Source organism: Brevibacillus sp. AF8, assembly GCF_021270385.1.
Lineage (GTDB): Bacteria > Bacillota > Bacilli > Brevibacillales > Brevibacillaceae > Brevibacillus.
In genome coordinates this window covers 76,389-102,002 of record NZ_JAGQDN010000005.1, presented here as the reverse complement: position 1 = coordinate 102,002, position 25,614 = coordinate 76,389, and the positions used below count along the sequence as shown (strand labels likewise).

26 protein-coding genes are annotated in these 25,614 nt (G+C 48.5%); 9 read left to right on the top strand and 17 right to left on the bottom strand.

Annotation, left to right across the window (positions count from 1 at the left end):
* Positions 1–924: a cysteine synthase A gene (cysK, locus tag KB186_RS09775; protein WP_007715789.1), complete on the bottom strand. Its 924-nt coding sequence runs from the start codon at positions 922–924 to the stop codon at positions 1–3.
* Positions 925–1,119: 195 nt separating this feature from the next.
* On the opposite strand from cysK, the gene KB186_RS09770 reads away from it, so the two are divergent.
* A complete protein-coding gene (locus KB186_RS09770) occupies positions 1,120–1,347 on the top strand; it encodes a NifU family protein (RefSeq protein ID WP_007715787.1) in 228 nt (75 codons plus the stop codon).
* Positions 1,348–1,398: 51 nt separating this feature from the next.
* Here KB186_RS09770 and KB186_RS09765 read toward each other — a convergent pair whose 3' ends face one another.
* Genes KB186_RS09765 through KB186_RS09755 form a run of 3 tightly spaced genes read right to left on the bottom strand, consistent with a single transcriptional unit; the run spans position 1,399 to position 4,317 of the window.
* The gene (locus KB186_RS09765) at positions 1,399–2,319 is read right to left on the bottom strand and encodes an alpha/beta hydrolase (protein ID WP_232773504.1); all 921 of its coding nucleotides are present in this window, start codon (positions 2,317–2,319) and stop codon (positions 1,399–1,401) included.
* The gene (locus KB186_RS09760; RefSeq protein WP_232773503.1) at positions 2,316–3,275 is read right to left on the bottom strand and encodes a 2-hydroxyacid dehydrogenase; all 960 of its coding nucleotides are present in this window, start codon (positions 3,273–3,275) and stop codon (positions 2,316–2,318) included. The genes KB186_RS09765 and KB186_RS09760 overlap by 4 nt, the downstream gene beginning before the upstream one ends.
* On the bottom strand, positions 3,232–4,317 hold the full coding sequence (locus KB186_RS09755) for a protein kinase family protein (protein ID WP_232773502.1): 1,086 nt from the start codon (positions 4,315–4,317) through the stop codon (positions 3,232–3,234). The genes KB186_RS09760 and KB186_RS09755 overlap by 44 nt, the downstream gene beginning before the upstream one ends.
* Positions 4,318–4,437: 120 nt before the next feature.
* Here KB186_RS09755 and KB186_RS09750 point away from each other — a divergent pair, with 120 nt between their 5' ends.
* Positions 4,438–4,953, top strand: a complete 516-nt coding sequence (locus tag KB186_RS09750; RefSeq protein ID WP_232773501.1) for a phosphatidylglycerophosphatase A family protein — start codon at positions 4,438–4,440, stop codon at positions 4,951–4,953.
* Here KB186_RS09750 and KB186_RS09745 read toward each other — a convergent pair.
* From KB186_RS09745 to KB186_RS09725, 5 genes are all read right to left on the bottom strand, one after another.
* Positions 4,948–5,727, bottom strand: coding sequence for a TIGR01457 family HAD-type hydrolase (locus tag KB186_RS09745; protein ID WP_232773500.1), 780 nt, complete (start codon positions 5,725–5,727; stop codon positions 4,948–4,950). The two genes, KB186_RS09750 and KB186_RS09745, sit on opposite strands and share 6 nt — an antisense overlap.
* A 219-nt stretch (positions 5,728–5,946) precedes the next feature.
* Positions 5,947–7,188, bottom strand: coding sequence for a DUF4073 domain-containing protein (locus KB186_RS09740; RefSeq protein ID WP_232773499.1), 1,242 nt, complete (start codon positions 7,186–7,188; stop codon positions 5,947–5,949).
* A 281-nt stretch (positions 7,189–7,469) separates the two neighbouring features.
* Positions 7,470–8,036 carry a hypothetical protein gene (locus tag KB186_RS09735; RefSeq protein ID WP_232773498.1) on the bottom strand — a complete coding sequence of 189 codons (567 nt, stop codon included), beginning with the start codon at positions 8,034–8,036 and terminating at the stop codon, positions 7,470–7,472.
* A 105-nt stretch (positions 8,037–8,141) separates the two neighbouring features.
* Positions 8,142–8,771, bottom strand: coding sequence for a helix-turn-helix transcriptional regulator (locus KB186_RS09730; protein WP_173610248.1), 630 nt, complete (start codon positions 8,769–8,771; stop codon positions 8,142–8,144).
* A 111-nt stretch (positions 8,772–8,882) separates the two neighbouring features.
* A complete protein-coding gene (locus tag KB186_RS09725) occupies positions 8,883–9,317 on the bottom strand; it encodes a DUF86 domain-containing protein (protein WP_173610053.1) in 435 nt (144 codons plus the stop codon).
* A 271-nt stretch (positions 9,318–9,588) separates the two neighbouring features.
* Here KB186_RS09725 and glpX point away from each other — a divergent pair, with 271 nt between their 5' ends.
* The 3 genes from glpX (at position 9,589) to KB186_RS09710 (ending at position 11,430) form a co-directional block, all read left to right on the top strand.
* On the top strand, positions 9,589–10,563 hold the full coding sequence (gene glpX, locus KB186_RS09720) for a class II fructose-bisphosphatase (protein ID WP_173610052.1): 975 nt from the start codon (positions 9,589–9,591) through the stop codon (positions 10,561–10,563).
* 12 nt (positions 10,564–10,575) lie between these two features.
* Positions 10,576–10,845, top strand: a complete 270-nt coding sequence (locus tag KB186_RS09715; RefSeq protein WP_048034538.1) for a DUF3055 domain-containing protein — start codon at positions 10,576–10,578, stop codon at positions 10,843–10,845.
* 153 nt (positions 10,846–10,998) lie between these two features.
* Positions 10,999–11,430 (top strand): hypothetical protein, encoded by a 432-nt coding sequence (locus tag KB186_RS09710; RefSeq protein WP_173610051.1) that lies wholly within the window; start codon positions 10,999–11,001, stop codon positions 11,428–11,430.
* Positions 11,431–11,508: 78 nt separating this feature from the next.
* Here the strand turns inward: KB186_RS09710 and KB186_RS09705 are convergent, their stop codons facing one another.
* Positions 11,509–12,174 (bottom strand): YutD family protein, encoded by a 666-nt coding sequence (locus tag KB186_RS09705; protein ID WP_173610050.1) that lies wholly within the window; start codon positions 12,172–12,174, stop codon positions 11,509–11,511.
* Between the two features lie 79 nt (positions 12,175–12,253).
* On the opposite strand from KB186_RS09705, the gene KB186_RS09700 reads away from it, so the two are divergent.
* Entirely contained in the window at positions 12,254–13,219 is a 966-nt protein-coding gene (locus tag KB186_RS09700; protein ID WP_232773497.1) for a YhcN/YlaJ family sporulation lipoprotein, read from the top strand.
* A 68-nt stretch (positions 13,220–13,287) separates the two neighbouring features.
* On the opposite strand, the gene lipA is transcribed toward KB186_RS09700, so the two are convergent.
* The 4 genes from lipA to KB186_RS09680 form a co-directional block, all read right to left on the bottom strand.
* The gene (gene lipA, locus KB186_RS09695; RefSeq protein ID WP_173610048.1) at positions 13,288–14,190 is read right to left on the bottom strand and encodes a lipoyl synthase; all 903 of its coding nucleotides are present in this window, start codon (positions 14,188–14,190) and stop codon (positions 13,288–13,290) included.
* 101 nt (positions 14,191–14,291) lie between these two features.
* Positions 14,292–16,487: an ATP-binding protein gene (locus KB186_RS09690; protein WP_173610047.1), complete on the bottom strand. Its 2,196-nt coding sequence runs from the start codon at positions 16,485–16,487 to the stop codon at positions 14,292–14,294.
* Positions 16,484–17,611 carry a metallophosphoesterase family protein gene (locus KB186_RS09685; RefSeq protein ID WP_173610046.1) on the bottom strand — a complete coding sequence of 376 codons (1,128 nt, stop codon included), beginning with the start codon at positions 17,609–17,611 and terminating at the stop codon, positions 16,484–16,486. Before KB186_RS09685 ends, KB186_RS09690 begins: the two co-directional genes overlap by 4 nt.
* Positions 17,612–17,747: 136 nt before the next feature.
* A complete protein-coding gene (locus KB186_RS09680) occupies positions 17,748–18,299 on the bottom strand; it encodes a DJ-1/PfpI family protein (protein ID WP_232773496.1) in 552 nt (183 codons plus the stop codon).
* 206 nt (positions 18,300–18,505) lie between these two features.
* On the opposite strand from KB186_RS09680, the gene KB186_RS09675 reads away from it, so the two are divergent.
* The 3 genes from KB186_RS09675 (at position 18,506) to KB186_RS09665 (ending at position 21,780) form a co-directional block, all read left to right on the top strand.
* Positions 18,506–19,510, top strand: coding sequence for a M23 family metallopeptidase (locus KB186_RS09675; protein WP_232773495.1), 1,005 nt, complete (start codon positions 18,506–18,508; stop codon positions 19,508–19,510).
* 107 nt (positions 19,511–19,617) lie between these two features.
* Positions 19,618–20,244, top strand: coding sequence for a TetR/AcrR family transcriptional regulator (locus KB186_RS09670; protein WP_232773494.1), 627 nt, complete (start codon positions 19,618–19,620; stop codon positions 20,242–20,244).
* 6 nt (positions 20,245–20,250) lie between these two features.
* Positions 20,251–21,780: an aldehyde dehydrogenase family protein gene (locus KB186_RS09665; protein ID WP_232773493.1), complete on the top strand. Its 1,530-nt coding sequence runs from the start codon at positions 20,251–20,253 to the stop codon at positions 21,778–21,780.
* Between the two features lie 23 nt (positions 21,781–21,803).
* On the opposite strand, the gene KB186_RS09660 is transcribed toward KB186_RS09665, so the two are convergent.
* The 3 genes from KB186_RS09660 to KB186_RS09650 are packed head-to-tail and all read right to left on the bottom strand — an operon-like array spanning position 21,804 to position 25,520.
* The gene (locus KB186_RS09660) at positions 21,804–22,928 is read right to left on the bottom strand and encodes a Ger(x)C family spore germination protein (protein WP_232773492.1); all 1,125 of its coding nucleotides are present in this window, start codon (positions 22,926–22,928) and stop codon (positions 21,804–21,806) included.
* A complete protein-coding gene (locus tag KB186_RS09655; RefSeq protein WP_232773491.1) occupies positions 22,925–24,013 on the bottom strand; it encodes a GerAB/ArcD/ProY family transporter in 1,089 nt (362 codons plus the stop codon). Before KB186_RS09655 ends, KB186_RS09660 begins: the two co-directional genes overlap by 4 nt.
* Positions 24,014–24,017: 4 nt before the next feature.
* Positions 24,018–25,520 (bottom strand): spore germination protein, encoded by a 1,503-nt coding sequence (locus KB186_RS09650; protein WP_232773490.1) that lies wholly within the window; start codon positions 25,518–25,520, stop codon positions 24,018–24,020.
* Positions 25,521–25,614 lie beyond the last annotated feature (94 nt).

Here is a 25,614-nt window from a genome sequence, read left to right as displayed (position 1 = left end):
TTAAATTCCTCCCTGGTAAATTTTCTTGCTTAGATAACGTTCGCTGCCGTCGGCAAACAGTGTAACGATATTCGTCCCTGGAGCTGCTTCTCTTGCTTCGCGCAATGCCGCTGCCATGGCTGCACCTGAGGAGCTGCCTACGAGCAAGCCTTCCTTGGCAGCCAACTGCTTGACCAGATCGAATGCTTCCACATCGAGAATCGTGTGAATGGCGTTAAAGTAGCTCGTATCCATGAACGGAGGCAAAAACTCCATGCCGATCCCTTCTGTTTTATGCGGGCCGGATTCTCCCCCATTCAAGATGGAACCTTCTGGCTCGACAATGACCGTTTTTACGTTTGGGTTTTGTTCTTTCAAGTAGCGAGCAGCCCCCATGAAAGTACCGCCAGAACCCGCGCCTGCCACAAATACGTTTACCTGGCCGTCCATTTGACTCCAAATTTCCGGACCTGTTGTTTTGTAGTGTGCGTCTGGATTCGCCGGGTTAGCAAATTGCTGTGGAACAAAAGCACCTGGAATCGATTCTGCGAGTTCTTTTGCCTTCGCAATTGCACCCTTAATCCCCAGCTCTGTCGGTGTATTGACGACTTCTGCTCCGAGGGCGCGCATCAGCTCTTGTTTTTCTTCGGAAAACTTCGCTGGTACGCAGAAAATGACTTTATAACCAGTTCCTACAGCGGCCAGCGCTACACCAATCCCTGTATTTCCTGCTGTCGGTTCAATAATGGTACCACCTGGGGCCAATTGGCCGTTCTCTTCTGCGGCACGAATCAGCTCCATGCCCAGTCTGTCTTTTACGCTGCCCCCCGGGTTAAAATATTCCAGCTTGGCGAACAAGCGGACACCCTCTGGAAGCTCAAATTGAGTAATTTCGACGATCGGCGTATTACCAATCAGTTCCTTCACATTGCGAAATACGTTCACGAAGATCTGACTCCTTATATTGAAGTACTTGCTTCTTTCTTTTTCATTATAACATGCAAAGATTACAAAAAGTCCATGCTGCTAAACTTCGGTGTGCCAACTGAACTTCAAAGTGTCAACAGGGCATGTAAGCCATGGATTTCTCACCATGGTATGATTATAATAAAGGAGAGGTTGGAAAGGAGTGAATGTAACATGGATATCATGGATCAAGTACAAGAAGTTCTCGATAAACTGCGCCCTTACCTGCAACGTGACGGCGGAGATGTACAACTCGTTGATGTAGAAGATGGCATCGTGAAGCTGCGCCTGATGGGTGCTTGCGGTAGCTGCCCTTCCTCTACCATCACCCTGAAAGCAGGAATCGAGCGTGCACTGGTGGAAGAAATCCCAGGCATCAAAGAAGTTCAACAAGTATTCTAATCCAGTCACATCGACATGAAAGCAGCTACAGCAACCGCGTAGCTGCTTTTTTCATTTTCCCTTTCCCATTCCTTTTTCCAAAAAGGCAATGACACGATTCTCATACTCTTCAGGAACTAACGCATAACTGCGGACGTGACCCGCTCGCGGTACGATCCAAATCTCGGAATCGTCGTCTTGGGTCAGCTCATACAGTCGTTCGCTGTTTACCATAGGAATCGTCGTATCGCCTGTCCCGTGTATAAAAAGAATCGGTTTTCTCGCTTGCTGGACTGCCTGATACGGATTGACGTCTCGCGGGTTGGCTCCGAGCAAAACGGGGCACAAGGTCAGAATGAGCCAGTTGAATGGAAACCGGGGCAGGCCCGTCCACTGCGGCAAGTTTTCAGTCAAGTATTCACGCAAGGAATAGAACGGTGAATCTGCCACAATTGCTGTGATGCGTTCATCCACTCCACCAACCATCAAAGAGGTTGCCGCGCCCATAGAAAATCCGACGAGACCGAGTCTGTGCTCCGGCTTCTTCGCTGCTGCAAAATCGATGGCCCCAAGGAGATCTTGCTGTTCTCGAAGACCGATCGTAGTCAGTGCTTTGCTGGACTCTCCCGCATTGCGAAAGTCGAACATCAAAACATCAAAGCCGGCCTGAACCAGTTTTGCAGCTAGTGACAAAGCAGGCAGATGTGGCTCTAATCTGTTTTGACTGTACCCGTGAGCAAAGACCAGCGTACTTCCATTTGAAACCTGCCCATTTTTTTCTGCCGACACGTACCATCCAGCCAACGAAATCGTCGTTTCCCTGCTCGAAAAAACAACAGGCTCCACCTGTTCGATTCCAAAGTCTTTGGGTTCCATGTGAAGCGGTTTTCGTACAGGATGCGTCAAGCGCCAGGTTACGTGAAACGAAACGGCTACTGCTGCAATCAAGAGAAGCACGAAGAGTCCTGAAATCAAAACAAAGAACGTGTTCATACCGCAGTCAGTGGTCCCCTTCCACTTAGCACCTCTACGATGTTAGCAGCAGCCAGCCTCGCCATCTCCGCCCTTGTTTGCACAGTTGCACTACCGATATGTGGCAAGGCGACTACATTCGGCAGTTGCAAAAGCGGGTTATCCATCGGGACAGGCTCGACCGCAAAAACGTCCAGGCCAGCCGCCCATATTTTTTTATCTACCAACGCCTGATACAGTGCGGACTCATCGACTGTCCCACCGCGAGAAACATTGATAAACACAGCGGTTTCTTTCATGAGCGAAAACTGTTTTTCCCCCATCAACATGCGCGTGTCCTCTGTCAGCGGTGTAAGCAGAACGACATAATCGGACTCTTTCAGAAGCTCCGCCAAATCCGCATACCGTGCTCCTGTCTCTTGCTCAGCCTGCGTTTTGCGATTCCGGTTGTGATACAAGATTCGCATACCAAATCCTTTGGCGCGTCTCGCCACAGCTTCTCCAATTCGCCCCATCCCGATAATCCCCAGAGTCGAACCATATACATTTTGCCCAGCCATGAGGGTCGGACTCCACGATGTCCATTCCCCCTGCAATAAAAATCGGTTGGCTTCCGTCAATCGGCGGCCTGTCGCCATCAGTAAAGCGAAAGCCAAATCGGCTGTAGACTCTGTCAGCACATCGGGTGTGTTGGTTACGATGACCTCGTGTCGTCTGCACGCTTCCAAATCAATATTGTCGTAACCGACAGCCATGTTTGCCACGATACGGAGTCGTTTTGTACTTGCCAAAAATTCTTCGTCCACTCGTTCTGTCAGCATGGTCAAGACGGCATCTACATGTTTAATCTTTTCCAGCAACAACTCACGCGGGATCGGCGCATTTTTTGTCCATTGCTCGACCTCGGCTACTTTTTCAAGCATCGCGATCACTTCAGGATTGAGTTTCCTCGTTACGAAAACTTGTTGCTTGATCATCTTTTTTCCTCCACAACCAATCAATTTGTGGAATGGATACGTCATAACGCTGGGCAATGAATAGAGGGTACTTTCGAAGTCCGTCTTCCATTTTGGTTAGCTCGTCTTCCAACTGCGTTTGCCATGCTTGGATGTTGACTTCCTGGCGCTCTTCTATCGGCAACTCCATATAAGTCTCCACGAGCTTCAAAAATCTGCCGGGGTAGAGCATGAGCGCATAAATCACGGCATATTCAGCTGGCAGCAGAGCAGAGACGCTGTTGTAGCCGTCGAGAAAGCTGGATACAGCCTCTTCATTCCAGCCGTTTCGCTTTGTCTCGGCTTTGATCCACTGCCCCACATCGCGAGTACGCATGTCAAGAACCCAGTTCCATTCACCGGCCATTAGACGTACATCCTTCTCTTTCCATAGCATATACCCTTGATCAAAATTTTGGTAGGCTACTTTCCCGAGACCAGCTGTTTCCTTCACGACTTTATCGTATCCAGCATCCAACAAATATTGAACGGATAATTCCCCGAGCTGAGTAATGTACGTGAAGCAGGTCAACAAATATTCATCCATTGGCGCGAGCTCTACATTTTCCTCATCCATCTCATCCCGATACTCATGAAAATTCCGCAGCTTTTTGCGCCACGTGCTGGGCCAGTTTCCAAGAGAGCTGTAGGGGATAAACATCTTGTCAGATGAAAAATCACTCGTAGCCAGATGGAACTGTGCGAGCGACTGCCCGCTGGCATAATGTGGATTTTCAGGAACCGCCTCTCGTACGCCTCTGTATAAATAGTAAAGCTGCTCATCATCAACGATGTGAGCCTGCCCACTTGTTGTGTTCACCAGCTTTAACAAGCGAATGTTTTGCTGTTGGCTTAAATGCGTTTTTACTTTCTCAATAAACTTGCTTTTGTATTTATATCCGGCTGGCGCCTCGAACATGTAGTAAAGGCCTCGATCCGTTTCCAGTATCTTGCTTGCCCCCGACGTGCGATATCCCTGGAGTTCAAAACCGTACTTCTCCTGAAGTAGCTCTTTTTCTTCCATACACTTGTTCACCCTCCTTGCATACTGCTCTTCTGGCATTGTATGTCGGTAGATCGGGATAGGTGCCTATCTGTATGCAGATACTATATACATTCATGCCGAAAAGGAGGAACGACAAGCATGAGTGAGCATCCACTAAATAGCGAGAGTTGTCTGGATTTCGTTATTGAGCTGTTGGAAAAACGAGGAGTCAGCATGAACGACATTGCTGAAATTGTCATGTTCCTACAGTCAAAATATATCCCGGACATCACCTTGGACTTGTGTCTCGACAGTGTAGGGTCCGTCTTGAAAAAACGTGAGGTCCAAAACGCATTGCTGACCGGGATTCAGCTCGACATCCTCGCCGAACAAAAGCAGCTGCTGCCCCCGCTCCAGGCGATTATTGAAACAGACGAGCCGCTATACGGCATAGACGAGGTACTCGCCCTCGCCATCGTCAACCTGTACGGGAGCATCGGATTCACCAACTTCGGTTATGTAGACAAGCTGAAGCACGGCAAACTCGCTGATCTCAACGACAAGCGTTTTGGTGTCCATACTTTTTTGGACGATCTCGTCGGTGCGGTCGCAGCAGCTGCCTCCAGCCGCATTGCCCACCGCCAGAAGCAGCAGGAAGAATGCGCTGAATCATAGGGAGATTCGCTGCTGCCATTCCGGCAAATTTTCCGCAATATGGGTTGGCGCAGCGTGATGCTGGTCTGCTTCTTCGCGGGTGGAATAGCCTGTCAAAACGAGCAAGCTGTCCAAGCCGCTGTTGGCACCTGCCTCAATGTCTGTATATAAATTGTCCCCAACGATCAGCGTGTCAGCCGCAGCAGTACCAAGCTGATTCAGAGCGTAACGGACGATAATGGACTCTGGTTTGCCAATCACGATTGGTTTGGTCGCGGAGGCAACGGAGACGGCTGCCACCAGTGAACCATTGCCAGGGAACAGACCAGCATCCGTCGGCAGGGCTGCATCTGCATTTGTAGCAATAAAAGCTGCTCCTGCACGGATAGCACGTGCGGCGATCGCCAGCTTTTCATACGTGAAAGCACGATCAATCCCGACAATGACATAAGCCGGATCTTCTTCTGTCACCACATAGCCTGCATCTGTCAGCTGATCACGCAAGCCTGCCTCTCCAATCACGTAGACCCGTGTACCCGCTGGTGCCTGCTCTTGTAAATAGGTAGCGGTTGCCATACTCGTGGTATACACGTCCCGAGCCTGTGCCTCTATGCCCATTGCTACCAGCCGTTCTGCGACGTGCTGTGCAGAGGCAGAAGAATTATTTGTCAGGAACAAATACGGTATCTGGTGAGTTTTTAAGTGGGTGATGAATGCTGCTGCTCCCGGAATCGCTTCTTTTCCCCGATAAATTGTCCCATCCAAATCTAGCAAGTAGCCTTTATATTGTTTCACGTTGTTCCATCTCCCATCTGTTGTCGTAAGCTCTCCTCTCTTAGTGTAAACCTTCGTCCTTCCTATCGCAAAAAGCAGGAAACGGCCTTCTACCGCTCCCTGCTTTTTGTCTAGCTGCTCTTCATCTACTGGTATGAATACTCGAACGAAGTTGAGTGGGGCACAAATAAAAGAGGACCTGATCGGCCCTCTTATGACGAACAATGCACCGCAGTTCCGTTATTTCTTGAATTTGACCATGATTGGCGTGCCGGCTTCTAGGTTCATTTCCCCTTTATGACGGACATACACGACCTGGTTTCCTGGAAATGTTGGTGGATTTTCGGGATCAAAATTCCGCCAGTTTTTTTGCTTGCCAACTGCGTACTCCATGTATTGCGTCGCGTTGACAAGCACATTATCATCATCGTCTGCCTGTACATCCGGCGGCAACTGCTCGATTTTTCCATTACGGATACTGAGCTTCTTAATGACTTTGTCATGTTGGTAATCATACGCTTGGATGACGACATCATTACCGTACACTTGCAAGCGCAGCCCTTGCTTGAAATCCCCTCCATCTGGCGTGACTTTCTCGCCGCCTTCTGGACCTGCTGACATCCATCCCGTTTCAATACCGGCCGTGTTTACGACAGTAAAACCTCGTTTGTCTCCGCCTTTGACTTTCTTTTTGCCTGCCCAGTCCGGCAGATTCAGGTCCCAATGGGTGTGGCTTGAGAAGAAAACAACTTGCGGATAGTCTTTCAAGATGTCAAGGAGCTTGTCCACATCCAGGTAATCGTTCGTGTATGGACTTTGTCTGGAGCCCGAGATACTGTCCGGGAGCACATGGTGGGAGAATACAAAAATGGGCTTATTCTTGTCCTTCTTGCTATAACGCTTCAGATTATCTTTCAGCCAATCCAGTTGCTCGTCACTCATGTATACTTCATCCCACAATTTTGGATCGTGGTATTTCATGTATTTTTCTGTGCCGAGGAAGAGAAAGGGATATCCGTTGATTTCTTTTTGGTGATAGACTTTGTCTTCTCCGCTGAATTGGTAGAAGTTATCGAACAACTCTTCTTCCGTTGTCCCGTTTGGCCAGCTACTTTGTGCAAGCGTTTGGGGATTCTTCCACTTCGGCACATAAAACTCATGATTACCGATGCTGTACCACACATTTTCAGGATGAGGATTTTTATCGAGCACATCTTGTACGGCTTGATATTCAAAATCGTAACCGCGAGGAGTAATATCACCGTTAATGATTAGCGCTTTGGACTTTGGATTTTCCTCATCGATGTCTTGCAAAACGTGACTAAAATCTCTGAGGTCTCCCTGGATGTCACTGATCACGTCAAATGTCATCGTCATCTTTTTCTCAGAAAATTTGTCTTTTGCATGAGCGGAATCAACGACTGGCAGAATTCCACCCAACAAAATGGCAGAAGCAGCTATACTAGATACCATTTTTTTCATTACGGATTTCTCCTCATCTGTTTTTCGTCAAGACGGCTATCCGGTTTTCTAGTATTTTCCTGATATCACTCCACCTTTCAATTGTTTTCATGTGTGTTTGGTTGTTTTCTTACACCACAAATAATAAATGTCCAACATAAAGAAAACATTAAACCAACATTAAGATTGCGAGAATGACGAAAAAAGGTACTTAATGCCTGCTTGATTATAGAAAAAAAGGCACAGGACCCTAACCCAATCCTCTACCTCCCTTGTTTTTGATTCTATAAAATATCATTTTCTTATTTTGGGAATGCCTGAATAACAATTTCTAGATCTTTCTTAAATGAATCAACCTTTTGCTTATCTTTACTGAAAAGCCGATCATCATTTATTTTCCCCATAAGTTCACTAAGTTTCTTGAATTCATCTTGTTTCCCTTGGATCTCCATAAGGTTATTCTCATTTACTAATGACTGAATCTTTTTTAGATATTCTTTTTTATTCCAGTACAACGTCACGATATCGGACTGTAATTGTTCATCGGTAATGATCTCTTTTGTTTCTTCATTGTTAAAAATAATGGATGGAAGGAAAAGGGGGTTTGGAATCAAATAGCTATCAATCATTCCTGATAAATATGCCAACCTCTCTTTGTCTTTTACATTGGAGAGTTCTTTCGTAATAAGTTCAAACTGATAGACAGAGGATGTGTGTTGATGTTTGAATACGTCGCTCAAAGTAATTTGGAATTGATTATGCGTAGGCTCCGACGATGTTGTGCTACAAGAGGCCAAAATGAGGGATAAACCAAATATGATGGAGAATGATCTCTTCATGAGGTGTTTTCTTCCTTTTTTAAATTTCATATTACAATACCACCAATGTATTACACCATCCTCCCAATATCAGGAAAATCCAGTAAACAAAAGAAAAAATCCACCCGGACTTGAGTGGACCTTCGCTATGGCTATTTATTTCGCTTCCTTAATGTGAAACACGCATTTGTCTCCGCCTTTTGCCATGCACGTGGTTTGCTCGACATTGGCTTTCAAAACCCGACGGAACAAGGAAAGCTCACAGCTACACGCTTGGTTGAATTCACGGGCTACTTGCGAGATTGGGCAATTGAACTCCTGAATCCGATAGCCGTCTCCATTTTCGTCCTTTTCCCATTCCACCATGTAGCCTTTATCGTTTTGCAACTCGGCAAGCTTGGCTACACGGTTTTCCAAGTCGCCTTGCATGTGGGAGCGATAATTCTCCTCCAAGCGATTCTCGCGGCGTCTAAATAGCATTTCGATTTTGGACAAACCATCGATTTCCTTTATGTCCTGTAAAAAATCTAATGTCAAATGAGAATAATTGCGCGGGAACAGTTCGTCTGCTTCCTGCGACAATGAATAAACATTCGTTGGGCGTCCCATCGCTTGGCGAACAAGCGTAGACTTGATCAAATTATCTCTCTCCAGGGTGTTCAAATGACGCCGTACCGCCATTTCAGTAATCCCTAGCTCGACGGCCATGTCGCTGACAGGGAGTGAACCTTTGACCTTGAGCATGTGCAGGATTTGATCACGAGTGGACGTTCCTTCGTTTGTCATACGTATCACCGTCCTTTCTCCCTATTGTAGTGGATGAAGACGTTTTAGTAAACAAACGAAAGTCTTTTGTATAAAATATCCGCTACGTTGGTGATGGATTGAAAACACTTTTTAAAACAGTTCTTTTTTCAAGAAGGCTCTCACCTGTGGCTCAAACTGACGAATGGTACCAGCAGCTTCTTCTACCAGGCTGTACATTTCATTAGCCGGCACACTTGTATAATCATTGACCAGATGCTTGCGGAAATCGGTCACACGCGTCAGGATCAAAGCCTGTTCATCCGTGATGACTTGCTCATCCCGCAAAATTTCCACGATGTCGCTGTAGCTACCTGGATCTCGCATAATGAATCCATCGATCAGTGCATTTCCGACATCCACTATTCCTTCGATAGACAAGTGCAGGGCTCGCTCCATCGCTGCAACAGCTACTTCATCTGCCAAAACCGCTTTGGCCCCTCGTTCGCTGAGCTTGTCCAACAGATCCAGCATACGAGACATATGTTCCAATACTTGGTCGATTCGTTTTGTATTCACGTCGTACATATATTTCTCCTTACTTTCGCTTTTTTGATTTGCGTTTTGAGTAGTAAACGGTAAACACAAATGTTAGCACCAGGACGAGAAGCACCAATTCCCCTTCCTGCAAATAGGAATTGCTCACCGGTTTCACCTCTTTTCATCCCTCAGTATACCAAATTTGTACGACCTGTCACGAATCACGTTCGGTGCTGAAAAGACGACTTTTTGATCGTTCACTTTATGTTACAATGATGGGGTGAATTTTTGTCGGCAAGCATAAGGGGAGGAACACACTGTGGAACGCGAATTGGCTCTGGAAATTGTGCGGGTAACGGAAATGGCTGCACTTGCCTCTTCTCACTGGATGGGACGCGGGAAAAAGAATGAAGCAGATGGAGCAGCGACCAGCGCCATGCGCGCCATGTTTGACACGATCAACATGAGGGGTACCGTCGTTATTGGCGAAGGTGAACTGGATGAGGCCCCCATGCTCTATATCGGTGAAAAGCTCGGTAACCCGGAAGCAGGCGGGCCTGAGGTAGATGTGGCGGTTGACCCGCTGGAAGGAACGACGATTGTCGCCAAGGGTCACAACAATGCCATGTCTGTTATCGCCATCGGGGACCGTGGAACACTGTTGCATGCACCAGACATGTACATGATGAAAATGGCCGTCGGCAAACGTGCTGCCGGACAAATCAACCTTTACGATCCCGTGGATAAAATGATAGAGGTTGTAGCAAAAGCAAACAACAAGCGCGTGCAAGATGTGACGGTCATTATTCAGGAACGCGACCGCCATCAGGCGATTATTGACGCCATTCGTGAAAAGGGTGCGCGAGTGAAGCTTTTTGGAGATGGCGATGTGGGTGCTGCGATTGCTGCCTGTCTGCCGCATACAGGGATTGACTTGTTCTTGGGTATCGGTGGTGCACCAGAGGGTGTGATCAGTGCCGCAGCGATCAAGTGCCTGGGTGGCGACATGCAAGCCCAGCTCAAGCCGCAAAACGACAGCGAGCGCGAGCGCTGCATCAAAATGGGGCTCGACAATCCAGAGCAGCTCTTGACGCTGAACGATCTGGTAAAAGGCGATGATGCCATTTTTGCAGCAACAGGCGTTTCTGATGGAGAGCTGTTGCAAGGCGTGCGCTACCTCGGTGATGATATGGTGGAAACTCACTCGATCGTCATGCGTGCCCAAACCAAAACCATTCGCTTTGTCCGCGCTGTACACAATACCGAACACAAACCAAATCTTTTATGGAAGTAGAGGGACACCCATATGGCAAACGATTTGTTCTACTTGTACGACGAAGCGGAGGATACTCGAACGCGCTTCGTCAGCTTCACGGGCGAAGCTACTCGTTTTGACCTGGCGATTACAACGACTAACCGTTTTTATGGAAAGGCGATTGTCATCAACATTCAAAATGGACGCTCCGCTATTATTGGACATGATGATCTGGAAGAAGAAGGCTATCTGGAATTCGCGTTCAACTTGAATGAGCGTGAAGCCGAAGAATTGAAAGCATTTTTGGAAGCAGCTATCTAATTCACCGAAAGGAAGAGCTATTGCGGGCTCTTCCTTTTTTATTTGAAGCCCCCGCCCATTTCCTGCGGGACAATGCTCCTTACAGGCGTATGCCTCGTATACTGCTACTGCACAGATGCACAGACAGATAACGAGAGGAGTGCGAATCGCATCATGCAATCTTATCCATACGACCAAACTTATGAACAAAACCAATACGATCAAACTCAATATGATTCAAACGAATACGATCAAAACCACTTTGTTCCTGCACAATATGACCAGCCACCTTATTACTCAGCAGACCAGGATTTTCAATACATTCCAGAAGATCAGGCTCATCCAGTTTTTTTCCGTAGAAGACGCGGTCCTGAGGTCGTTGTCGTCCCACAGCCATATCCTTGGTGGGGATGCAGTACTTGCTGGCCTGGTTATTGGCCCACATGGGGCTGGCCTGGTTGGGGACCCGGTGGTTTTGGTGGACCTGGCGGTTTCGGTGGACCCGGCGGTTTCGGTGGACCCGGTGGTTTCGGTGGACCTGGTGGTTTCGGTGGACCTGGTGGCTTCGGTGGACCCGGTGGTTTCGGTGGACCCGGTGGTTTTTGAACCCCTGAAGGTTTTGGCGGAGGTTATTAAATCGAAAAACGAAAAGAGCCCTAGCATACAGGGCTCTTTTTAGCGTTTTTAGGAATCGCGCTTCGGTGCGTTTGGTCCTGTTGGGACTTTATCGCGTTCACGATTGGGTTTCAATTGATTGGGACGGCGCTCTCGCGAGTTGGAGTCCTTACCGTTTTTATCGGGGCGATCCTTTTGGAACTTTGGCTTCTCCCCGCGTTCGTTTCTACCTGCCCCATTGCGATCAGCGCCAGCATTGTTCTGGCGATCCTGTTTATTTTGACGCGGGTGATAGCGTCTGCGTTCTTTTCGTTCTACATAAGGCGAAGAGCCACCCTCTTCACGAGGAATGTCCTGACGAATATCAATGATGACATCAAAGCCAGCTTCGTCTTGCCCGCTTTGGTCGTCACTGTTGCCGACATTTGCTTTTACCTTGCGCAAAACGAAGTACGGACAACCAAAATTGCAGAACTCATGCAGGTACTCATCCAAAGCGGCGATCCGCTGCTCGAACGGTACTTTGCGATTAGCGTCAGTATAAAACCCACGAAGACGAAGCTGACCATAGCCCCAGTCCCCTACAATATAATCGTACTTGTCGAGGATGTCGCTATAGCGCTCCTTGAACGCTTCAAGGTTCCAGCCGTCTCGATTTACTTCCATGACTTCATAAGTACCGGCTTGCGTGCGAATCAAACTCGCTTCCTCCTTACGCATGTATACTATGTCCATCTTATCATATTTCGCGTAACATGAGCTAAATTTCCCACGATAACTGACCTGTACCTTTGGACATTCTATCGTGTAGGGGGTGTTACCATTGAAAAAGACATGGTTGTATCCTGCAATTGCAGGTATTGTGCTCTTGGCTTCTGGTTGTAACAACAATGCTGCGCCTAATTACACGCATCCGAACAAGACTATGTCGTACCAGTCTGCTCCGCACGTTCGAAATTTTGATGGAATGCACGTCCGTAACTACGATGGCATGCGCTCGACGAACTTTGACGGGTACCACCATAATCGTAATTACACCACTGGTGCTGGAACCACTAGTTTCGACGGGCTCCACGTCCGCAACTACGACGGCATTCGTGATGGACTTCACGTCCGCAATGGCATGGGACTGACCAACAATGCTGGGTATAACTATGGTGCATATCCAAATGGTACTTACCCGCATGTAAACAACTACAATGCCTACACGAGTGGAATGAGACCGTACAATGCCTTTACGGATCATAAAGCTGGTATGGGTACCACAGGTGTTTACAATGCGCCAACTGGTACACACCATTCTATTTATCAGCAGCATGGTACAAACCGTGGTGGAGCAGGTGTCATGCAAACTGGAATGCCACGCATGGGCTATGTGCAGACGGATCGTCAGCATGTGAGAACTGCCAGTGTCGCCAACGTCTATGTAGACCGTGAAGCATTGGCAAAAGCTGTAGGAAATGTCACTGCCAGCTGCCCTGGCGTACAGCGTTCTACCGTCTTGGTAACGGACAAAGAAGTTTTTGTCGGCTTACACACACAAGGAGCAGATGCGCACACAGCGAAAAAACAGGCAAGAATGAACGCCGAATCGGTGTCACCACGCTATTACAAAGTGTATGTCACCGATAATCCGAATGACATCCAAGAAATCGCTCGTGTAGCAAGTCGCTCCAGCAACGTGAGTACAGCGCGTACAGAAGATGCGAAAAGCATTGACACACTCGTCAAGCGTATGGGTGGAACATCTCATAACGCAAAGGCAACAACCAGTCGCTAAAGCCCTTCCCCCGGTAGTAAAAAACCCCCTCATTTCCGCTCGAATTGGGCGGCTGAGGGGGTTACTTATTATTGCGCTTTCGGCATGGATTCTTTCGCAATCGTTTCCTTCGCGGCACTCGCCTGCTCGTGAGCGTGATACGAACTACGCACCAATGGCCCTGACTCCACGTGGCTAAAACCACGCTTCATTCCTTCATCCTTCAAGCGAGCAAATTCATCTGGGTGGTAAAATTTCTCTACGTTCAAATGCTTCTTGGTCGGCTGCAAATACTGACCAATCGTCATGATGTTGACATCGACAGCACGCAGGTCATCCATCGTTTCGATGATTTCCTCCATCGTCTCGCCTACCCCAATCATCAGACTGGACTTCGTCGGAATGCTCGGCTGGAATTCCTTCGCCTTTTTCAACAGTTCCAGCGTCCGATCGTATTTGGCTCTTGCCCGTACGCGATCTGACATTCGGCGAACCGCCTCAATGTTGTGGTTTAGTACGTCAGGCTTTGCATCCATGACCACTTTTAGCGCATCCCAGTTCCCCATAAAATCGGGAATCAATACTTCTACGGAGGCAAACGGCAGTCGACGACGAATCGCACGGATCGTATCGGCAAAAATCTGTGCGCCTCCATCTGCCAAATCATCACGAGCAACGGAAGTCACAACGACATGCTTCAAACGCATTTGTTCGGCTGCTTCTGCTACACGTTCTGGTTCGGCTGTATCCAGCTCCGTAGGTAGTCCAGTTTTTACTGCACAAAACCGACAGGCACGGGTACATATATCACCCAAAATCATGAAAGTTGCTGTACCGCTTGCCCAGCATTCGTGAATGTTGGGGCATTTTGCTTCTTCACAAACGGTATGTAGCGTCTTCGTGCGCATGGTTTGCTTAAGCTCTTTAAAGCTGGCTAGTTCTGATCCTGAAACAAGGTTGATCTTGAGCCACTCCGGCTTGCGTTGCGTCATAGGGCTCACTCCTCATGTGACATCATGGTACAAGACAATAACAATCTCCATTATAGAGGTTGGATTTCGGAGGGGCAACCTCTTTCCTCCCCCGGAAACAATTACCCGATCCGATGCACGGCATGGCGGTTCCCTTTATGAAGCAATGGCCCAAGTATGCGCAGCTCTCGCTCATGACAGGTGAAAAGAAACACTTGATGTTCTTGTGCCAGCATCGCGATATAGTCAAGCGTTCGATGCAGACGCTCTTCATCATAATGGACAAAATGATCATCGAAAAAGAGCGGCAATGGCTCCGACTGCTTGGCATGATGCACCAATGCCAAGCGCTGGGCAAGGTATAGCTGATCGGCGGTCCCAGTGGAACATTGAGCCTGTTCGAGCACCATTTGGTTGGTCGGATCAAGCAAACGAACGGCAAATCCGTCACGCGGATCGAGTCTGACATCCCGATACGCTCCCCCTGTAATATGCCCGATGATCTCCGAAGCCTGCTGATTCACAGCGGGTGTGCTATCTCGTTGCCATTCCCCTACTGCCTCCTGCAACATTTCCCGTGCCAGCTGAAGAGCATCTCGCTTATTTTGCAGCTGACGAAGTGCTGCCTGCGCTTCCTCAAGCTCATCTGTCGCGCGAGCTAATGACAGGCTCTCATGAACCGCCATCTCCCCATGTCCTCTGGCCATGTGTTCTCGCAGCTCCTGTAGTCTCTCCTCAATCTCCACTATCTCGATGCGTAATTTTCCTTGCTCGGTCTCAAGCGCGGTTTTTTCCTGATCCAGCAAGTTCCGAAGTCCCTCACCCCAGATTGCAGACAGATCAGCCTCCCGCTTCGTTTTCTCCATTTCCGATAGAAGATGCTCAGATTGTTGTTTGCTTGTGCTTTTCAGTAGCTCTTCCCGTCTTTCCAAAAATGTATCCCAATTACTCGCCCCCCATCTCTGAACGAGTATGGCGATTTCAGCATCGATGGAGGCGATCTCTTCTTGTATCCTTTGACTTTCCTGTACCGCATCATGATCTTCTGTCTGTTTGGCTCCGCCCGTACTTGCGCCTACTCGCAACAAGAAAACCCCAAAGCCGAACAGCAACAAAGCGGCAGTCGCAGAAATTCCTCCCAGAATGGGATGTCCACTCACGAAGCCGATTAACCCGAGAACAGACAATATCCCTGCGCCGCCCCACATAAGGGCAGCCCCGCGCTTCCTTTTTGCCTGATTGCCTTGTCGGGTGCTGCGTGATGCTGATCTTCGCGGACTTGAAGAAAGGGCGGATACAGCCAATGTCGCCAAACGAATATGCAATGCTTCTCGCTGTCTGAGCAATTGTGTTCCTTTTTCATAATCGTGTTGTAAGGGAATGAGCTGGTCATCCCCCTGGTGTACAGTTACCGTCTGCATGTTTACCTGAGTGAGAGCTCGTCTTGCCTCTTCATGAATGGCCAACTCGTCCTCTGAACGAGCTGTTTGCTCCCACCACGACCAGTCTTGTTGACTGACGGGAGCATAGCTTCGTTGCCATCGTTCCTGCAACGCTTTTGCTTGTCCAGTTGAGCGATCCAGACGCTGCTGCAATCGTTCGCGGCGCAGTTCCAATTGCTGGCATTCTTCTGTGGCTTCCGCTATTTGTAGCGTCAGTTGGCTGATCGTTCGCCAAGCTGCCTTTGCGTTTTCCTTCTCCTGCTCTTTTTGCGCCACCTTCGTAGCGGCTTTTCCCAAAAGTGTATTTTCGGCCCGTTCTTTTTTGCCGATGAGGGCAATCTCTCGATCCAGCTCCGCCAAAATTTGTTGGACAGCCGGATTGGCTTCTTCCGCAGTCGTAAAGGTCGGAATCAAATGCTCAGCCGCTTGAAGCGGTTCTCTCCTGATCCACGTCAAATCCGTAAATAGACTGCGTGTAAGGCCCGTATGCTTTTCAATAAAATTCCTTTCCTTGCGCCTGTCTTCCAAATAAAGATCAGTCAGCTCCGTCCATTCCGGGTCCAAAAAGAGGCGCGCCTCCTCTCGTTCCTTCGTCAATTGACGGTGCAGACGATAGGTTCTGCCCGCTAATTTGTATGTAATGATCGTTTCATACGAGCCACTCTGCCACGGACGGTACTTTTCATATTCGGGCAAGTATCGCGACGATTTGACGTAATCGCGCTTCATCCCATACAAGGCAGCGAATATCCCATGAAGGATGGTTGATTTTCCTGACTCATTCGGGGCATAAAACAGATTGATGCCTGGAGCAAAACGGAAGGTAGCATCCTGCCATTTTCCGAAGCCCCTTAGCACTAGCTCCTCCATTTTCATCGAATGGTTCCTCCAATCCGAGCCAAAGCCTCTTGCTTCGCTAACCTGACGATTTCTCGTTCGTCCTCATTTTGCGCACGGGCCTCCGCCTCTGCCAGCTTGGAAAGCCATCTCCCCCAGACGCCACCATCTGCGATCAGCTTGTCCTCATCTACATCAGGCCAGGTCCGGTCTGTCAGCTGCAGCACAAAAAAACGTGAAAATCGCTGTTGAAGGACAGACAAGGGAGGCTGAAAATGGGCTGCGCGTTCCCCTGTCAGCGTGATGTGCATGATAGCGGAATCCTTTTCCTCTGCGAGTTGCTCCTCCATCCGATCAATGAGCTGCTCAGTCGTTTCGACTCCATTCGCTTTGATTTCCAGCTTTTGAATTTTGCGTGACTGGACAGGAATCGCCGTGAGCTGCAATCTGCCGTCATGATCCAGTTCTCCATACAAAACATGTCGTTCTCCCGCTTCCTTGCTCGTCAGCCCTTCCGGAGAGCCTGGATAAGCGGCAAGCGGTTGTTTTTTGACAGGATGCATGAATTGTTCCGGCTTGTGGATGTGTCCCATCGCAACATAGTCCATGCCCGTCTGTACGAGCTGCTGCAAGGTGACAGGCGCATACGGATGATGCTCTTCATTTCCTGAATTGGAAAGCACACTGGCATGCAAAACCATCAGATGATGGGCATACCCTCCCAATTTGCCTGGAAACGTATCGAGTGGCGACTCATACACATGTGGCTGTCCGAAGCCCCAGCCGTAGATCACGCATGACTTTTCGGGAAATTCATACACGCCCCACTCGGGTGTAAACCAGTAGACGTTCCCCGGCCATTCCAATGTTTGATAAAACGAATCCGCTCGCCACGGATCGTGATTGCCAGGTGCGATCACGACAGGGATTGGTGCGATGCTGGAAAAAAGATCGCGTAAAAACATCGCAGTGGATCGTCTTCCTCCGTGGTATTCCAGCAAATCTCCGGCTATGAGCCAGAAGTCTGCTTCCTTTTCGCGAACGAGGTCACGGATTCTTTTCATCGTTTGACGAAAATCATCCTGACGCAGTTCGTAACGCTCCCCCAACATTTGAAGCGGCGCATCCAGATGGACATCCGCTGTATGGATAAATGACAGCACAATCAATTCCACTCCTCACATAAAACAGACGAACATACTTTCCCTTTATGATACAGAGGAAAAGGCTGGATGAAAAGCATCTGTCAGAACGAAAAAACTTCCGCCAGCAATGACGGAAGTTTGGAGGACTGGTTGTTTACTTGAGCAAATGGAGGAATTCACGCATGAAGCCTGGCAGGTCTGGCCATGCATGTCCGGAAACAAGATTGCCATCGACATGGAGCGTTTCCGTTTGGTAGATCGCTCCGCACGCTTCTACGTCGGGTTTGCAAGCCTGGTAAGCTGTGATTTCACGACCGGCTAAGTGCTCGCGAACGATGGTCAATACTTGGGAGCCATGGCAGATGGCTGCGACTGGCTTGTTCGTCTCGAAAAAGTGCGCCACAATCGGCTTCAAATGCTCATTGAGCCTGATATGCTCAGGTGCTCGTCCCCCCGGGATAATCAAGGCGTCAAACGCCTCAGGGTTAATGTCTGAGAATGCAACATGGGCGGGAAGCTGATAAGCGGGCTTTTCAGTGTACGTCTCACTGTGTGCTTCGAAATCATGGCAAACGGTGTGCAGGGTTTTCACGCTGGGTGCTGCAATGACCGTTTCATACCCTTCTTCCAAGCAGCGGTAATACGGATAGAAAACCTCCAGTGCCTCTACAGCGTCGCCTGTTACAATCAACACTTTTTTGCTCATCACACAGCCTCCTCATGGCGATTTTTAAGGAATACACTCCTCTTGATTTCAATTCTTTGACGATATGGTTTGCTCCTGCCTCATTTTGCCGCAAATTTACAAAACTTTCCTCGATAACAACCAAAAGCTCTTCCAAAAGTATCTTGGATAATCCACTCCAACTGGCAGAAACTACAGCAAAAGACTAGAAGCTGGAGGGAGACGGCATGCGAGTTTTCCGCCTAATCATTCAGATCAGCTTGTGCGTGGTTGCAGCTATTTCGCCACTAGAATCCGCCGCCGGAATCGCTCCGTCCGCCAAAGGACAAGACCCGGTTTTTCAAGAACGCTTGCAACTCTTTTTCCGCTTGGAATCGATGTACGGCATCCCATGGAATTACTTGGCAGCCATTGATCAATACGAGCGAACCATGAAAATACGCAAGAAGAAGCAGGAGCAAGAAAACGTCTCGCGGCTAACAGCCGTGGACATTCCAAGCGATCGTTGGGCAGGTGCGTTCAATCCCGATGCAGAAGATACGAATCCGGTATCCATTCAGTTTTTTCAAGGGGTCGGGATGGATGGCGACGGCGATGGGCTAGCGGATCGACACAACGATCTCGATGCACTCACTACTTTCATTCATTACCTATCTCAATACGGCTTTTCCGATGAAGATTGGCAAATTGGTCTCTGGTCTTACTACCAGCGAGATCGGTCCGTGAAGACGATCAGGCAGTTCGCGCAGGTGTATGCAAAGTACCAGCACCTGGCCCTAGAAGAGCGGCATTTTCCTATCCCCACGAGGTACGAATACAGCTACCGCAGTACATGGGGAGCGCCACGCGGCTGGGGTGGTCGTCGCATCCACGAGGGGACCGATATTTTTGCCAGTCACGGCACTCCCGTACTCAGCACAGCATATGGAGTCATTGAGGTACTCGGCTGGAACAGGTATGGCGGATGGAGGATCGGCATGCGTGACATGGGCAATGTGTATCATTACTTCGCACATCTGTCCTCGTTTAAAAAGGGATTGAAGCCGGGTGACATCGTGGAACCGGGTGAAGTGATCGGATATGTCGGCAGTTCTGGTTATGGGAAGCCTGGTACTTCAGGAAAATTCCCTCCCCATCTGCACTACGGGATGTACAGAGAAACAGGTGGCGCGGATTGGTCATTTGATCCTTATCCGTATTTACGACGCTGGGAGCGGCAAAGGAAGCGGTAATGAAGCCGCTTCTTTTTTATGGGCAGCTCTCTCATTGACAGACATCATCCGTAAAAATACAATAAAAACAGAAAAACTGGACAGTCGTCCAAAAACGAGGTGAGAAAGTGACTACCCCAAAAAAAGCCGAAGCAAAACGGGCATTTTTGATTGAGCAAGCGACTGCTTGTTTGGCTGAAAAAGGGTATGCTCATGTTTCCTTGCGCGACATTGCCAAGGAATCTGGCGTCTCACTTGGCATTCTGCATTATTACTTTGCAAGCAAAGAAGAGCTTTTGCTCGCTGTTATCTCTAGCTACAAGGGACGTTTTATGGAGGAGTTGGAACGCGAAGTGCTCGCAGCTCCATCTGGAAAATGGTCAGCAGCTCTAGCCCGTGTCCTGTGCCGTAGTCTACAAGAGGATCGAAATCTGCATCGGCTCTGGTATGACTTGCAGGTACAGGCCATGTACGTTGCCGCCTTTGGTGAACAGGTAAAAATCATTCGAGCCCGTCTGCATCAGCTCATCTCTCGTATGCTCGTACGGTTGCAGCGCGAAGAACAATCACCGTTGACCATTGACGAAAACTCCGCAATCTCACTCATCTACTCTGCAATCGACGGATTCCTTTTTCAATTTTTGCTCGATGACTTGCAGAAGCCAGAAGAAGCGATTGCTCATTTTGAACTGGCCTTTGCCCATTTGATGGATACACTCTTCTCTTCTGAATCTTTATCTCCTGAATCGAGGTGAATTAGGATGGCAGTCCTGTCCATGCAAAATCCCGCCACTGGAGAGCTGCTTGGCGCTTTACAGGAAGCGACTCCAGAACAAGTAGAAGACGCGATGGCACGTGCACGTCTTGCCTTTCCAGCTTGGTCCACGACATCGTTGGCCGAGCGTCTGGACTATTTGACACGGTTGCGGCACTATTTAGTCGATCACGGCGAAGAAATCGCCCGAAAAATTAGTGAGGCTACCGGAAAAGTTACATTGGAAGCGTATATGACCGAAATTTTCGTCACTGTCGACACGATCCGCTTTTATGAAAAACATGCCTATCAGATGCTGGCCGATCAGCCAGTACCAACCTCTATCGTACTATGGCCGAAGAAATCGTATATCCACTACAAGCCGATGGGTGTCGTCGCGGTCATTTCTCCGTGGAATTATCCGTTTCAGCTTGCCATTATTCCCGTATTATCTGCGCTGGTAGCAGGCAATACCGTTATTTTAAAACCTTCCGAGGTGACTGCTTCTACCGGACTGCTTATGGAAGAGGTTTTTTCCGCTGTTTCTATGCCAGTTGGAGTCGTAACCGTCCTGCATGGAGGACGCGAAGCTGGACAGGCGCTGGTAGCTGCGCGCCCAGATAAAATATTTTTCACAGGCTCTGTTGCGACAGGCAAAAAAATTATGGCAGCAGCTTCGGAGCATTTGATCCCTGTTGAATTGGAGCTGGGCGGGAAGGACCCGATGATCGTATTTGAAGACGCTCATTTGGAACGGGCAGCAAATGGCGCGGTGTGGGGGGCTTTTACGAACTCTGGACAGGTGTGTATGTCTGTTGAACGTCTTTTTGTCCATGAAAAGGTATATCCTGAGTTTCTCAAACTAGTCACTGAAAAAACAAAAGCATTGCGCCAAAGCTATCCGAATGAGGCCGAGGTCGGTTCGATGACGTCTTCCCAACAAATCGGCATTATCCGTGAGCATGTGAGCGAAGCACTGGCTGCGGGCGCGACTTCAGTCACCGGAGGACTTCCTTCCTCTGACAGCATGTATATCGCGCCGACCATTCTCACAAACGTGACGACTGAAATGAAAATCATGCGGGAAGAGACCTTTGGTCCAGTGCTGCCCATCATGACTTTTTCCACCGAAGAGGAGGCTGTTCGCCTGGCTAATAGCTCACCGTACGGACTGAATGCCTCCGTATGGTCAGCCGATAAAACAAAAGCGGATCGCGTAGCTCGTCAGATCGACAGCGGCAATGTGTGCATCAATGACGTCATTATCAGCTACGCCAATCCCCATCTTCCTTTTGGCGGGGTCAAACAGAGCGGTATTGGTCGTTATCGTGGACCTTCAGGACTGCAAGCCTTTACGCACAGCATCTCTGTCATCCATGATCCGGGCAAGCGCAAACGCGAGTTCAACTGGTATCCGTATACGAAAGATCAAGAGCTCACCTTCATCGGTTTGACGAACCTGTTACACGGCAAGCTCCAAAATGTAAATCGCCGGACTTTGGGTGCGATCTGGCGCGAATTCAGGCGTCTGTTCTAACCACGCCGGAATGCTGCTGCTCCTTATTTCAGTGTCCCAAAACCAACGATATCCACATGAACTCTGACATTAAATTTCGCTTTTTTATATAGGGCGAGACCCGTTTCGCGTGTCCATTTGCCATAATATTTTTGGCGAATGCTCTCCTCTAGCTGCGCCGGGTCAACCCCTTGCTTTTGAAAACGCACCAACATCTCCATGCTTTCCTTTTTGATCCGTTTCTCAAGCTCTTGAATCAAGGTCCGAAATTGAGCCCGCTTCTCCAAATCCTTGTTGCCTGAATAGCCTACCAGCATTCCTCTTACCTTAAGATCGATGTGGATAACAGGCTTTTTCAGGCTGCCTTCGCTTCTTACTTTCGTTTTTGCCCGCACAAAATCGAAGACGACCTTTTCCCTTTGTTTTTTACCTGTTTTCGTCTCGTGCTGGAACTCGAAGCTCATACGTGGCAAGCGTTCTCTTCCCAGAAAGCCCTGAACCAGCTTCCCCTCTCGCTGTGAGTACATTCCGATCATCCTGTCCACTCGAAAAAGGGCAGCCTTGGTGATCTGAATCTCTCCGTCTCTGTGAATGAGATAAGGAAGATTGGGGTCCATCGTGTTGCTGGTCATCATAAAAACAAAATCGTGAATGGTCGCAAAAGACGAAAAGGCCGTTTCCACTCGCGGACGAAGCAAGTTGTTCAAATACGTGTTGATTTCCGGCCTGTGGTTATAGGTTTTTTTGATGACATCTTTCGCTTTTCCTTGTACGACGGCAATGTATACATTTTCTCCTACAATCGGATTGCGGTAGAGATCAAGGATGACTTTTCCGATCCCTACTTTGCGGGCGTATTCTTCACTGAACAAAATCACACGCAATTGAGAGAGAGACATGGTCCTCTCTGCTTTTGTCGCGAGATTCAGCATCGCCTCGCTCGTCATCGAAGCAAAAGTCGAGTATACCTGCGTGGATTCCTTATTTTTGGAGGGAACCGGTACAGATACGGTGACATCTATTTTTTCACGATCTACATAATCGAAGCCCATAACCCCAATCATGGCCATGTCTTCCAGTGATGGCCGTTCGAGTTCGAGTTCGCGTCCGCACCCGCAAAGGCTGAATAAGAGGATAACCGTAACAATGAACCAGCTTGCCCTCTTCATGATACCCGCTCTCCTCTACCGAACCTCAAGGAATGAAGCAATAACAAAAAAATAGGCCATAAGATCAATCCATAGGCTATGTAAACAGTCACTTTGTCATAAATGTAGCGTTGTTTTTCTACAGATAATGGCCCTACAATGAATAAAAACGAAATAATGGTCGGTAAAAGCAAATGCCATAGCCGAGTCTTTTCTGCCATTTCTTCAAGACCTGTACGTGCAACCCACAAATATCCCGTACTCGTGCTGAGAATGAGGAAGACCCAGAGACCAATCCCGAGATTTTCGATCCGCTCCAAAAAAGACAGCTCTACAGCCTTAAACAAATTCAATATGGGATATATAAGATTTTCCATTTGCCATTCGGAAAAATAAGCTACGCTTGTGAGCAAGACCATGACATAAAACAAAACCACGATCCATACCCCAATCAGCACATGCTTGTGTGCCTTGTTCTTCTCTTGGATATACGGGTAGAAAAACAGGACCAATTCATACCCAAGCATACTCGCGTAAGAATTGTGCACGGTTTCGGCTATACTGCGCCAATCTGTATTAAATAGAGGAAAAATATGTGTGTATCCTCCCTTTTGAAATCCGTACTGCAAAAGAAAAACCATCCAGCCCGTAAAAAAGAAGGTTAGCAGGCAAAAACGCGCGATTAATTTGATGCCGCCATTTGTAATGTAGACCATCGTCAAAGTCAATCCGAGCAACGGCAATGTGGCAGTCTGATTGCTCAGCATGGAGGTTTGCACCAGCCTGACATATCCTTCATTGGCGGTAGATACATTCAGAATGGCGTAGACGATAATCAAGATATTGAAACAGCGTCCCAGCCATTTTCCCAAAAGCTTTTCGTGAATCCGAAACAGATTATCCTCTGGATAGCGACGGCACAAGGCCATCATCGGAATTAACGTTAAGCTGACGATGCATCCCAACAGAATCGGAGACCACCACAGATTGTAGCCTAGTTTGCTGGCAGAATGAGCCAGTCCAAGTAAATTGACCCCCACCATCGTATTCATAATCAATCCGATTACCAGGATCGGATTCAGGCTGTGAATTCTCCCTCTATCCATCTCCTTAGTCCTCCCCAACTGGCCGGACATGCTTTTGCTTTGCCCGGGACATGCGGTTTCGATTGACGATAAACCTCAATGGCGCACGTACGAGACTATTCATCAAATCGGTCCATTGACGCGGAACTCCCGGGGTCATGTACGGAGTCCCGAGCGAAGTCAGATTGAGCAAATGCGCGAATAAAAACGACAGTGCCAGCATCTGGCCGTACATGCCCAATACGCCTGCCATCAAGATAAAACCATAGCGAACGAGCCGAATCGCATTACTCATCAAAAAATTGGGTGGCACAAAAGAAAGCAGCGCTGATACAGAAACAAGGACGATCAGGATATTACTGGCTAACCCTGCTTGTACGGAGGCTGTCCCGATCACGATACCGCCAACGATACCGATTGTTTGACCGATTTTAGTCGGCATGCGTATCCCTGCTTCTCTCAAAATCTCGATGACGAGCTCAATAATGAGCACCTCGATCACTGGCGGAAAAGGCACACGACTGCGCGATTCAGACAAAATCGTCAGCAAAGCGGGTGGAAGCATTTCCGGATGATACGTCAAGACAGAGACATAGCTGGAGGTAAGCATGATAGTGATAAATAAACCGAAAAAGCGAATCACCCGCAGCAAGCTCGCCGTTGACCATCGATTGTAAAAGTCTTCGGGGCTACTAAACATCTCCAGAAAGGAAGTCGGACAGATAGCAGCATCCGGACTGCCATTCAGCATGATCACGATCCTGCCGTCCAACAAGGCTGCTGTTGCATTGTCAGGCCGACCCGTCAAGCCAAATTGCGGGAACGGAGAGTACGGCTTATCCTCCAGCATTTGCTTTAAGACAGGCATCCCGACAAATCCAGGGTAAATGACATTGTCGAGCCGTTTTTTCACGCGCTCCACATTTTCTGCGCTCGCGATGTTGTCCAGATAAATCACAGCTACCTTGTTGTGCGCCTCGGTGCCAATCGAGTAGCTCGATACTTTCAGATGAGGCGTAGCCAGTCTTCTCCGAAGCAAGGACAAATTGATCTCCAGCATTTCAACAAAGGAATCTTGCGGTCCAAGGACGGTCGCCTCCGTCTCGGATTTCGTAATGGAACGATGCGCGACCTGAAATGTATTCACATGCAGAATGAGATCCCTTTCCAGGAAAAACAAGATGGTATGACCGCGTAGCAAGTTACTCATCAACGTCTCCATATCGTCAAGAAGACATTCCTGTGAGAAAGGGAGCACCTGCATCGGGTCTTTCCCGTCGGAACGCTGCAACGGAAGAAAGACATTCTCATAAATCCGGGACACATCCACCAGCGTATCGAGAAAAAAAACGTGTACCTCTTCGTCATTCATCTTCAATGACAAGCTGCTGAGGTCATCCACGTTTTGCATGCACTGTTTTACCATTTCCGGTGTAATTTGTTCACTTCGCCGCGCTTGTACCGAACTGATGCGCCGCTTTGTTTGTATGGCCTCTACCTGCGCTCTCCACCAATCAGTCGGCTTCACGTTAGATCCCCCTTTTTTTCAGGAAAATCTTTCTTACTTTGACCTACCCGTGGTGATTTTATCCAAAAAAATAGAAAACGGGAGCCAAAGCCCC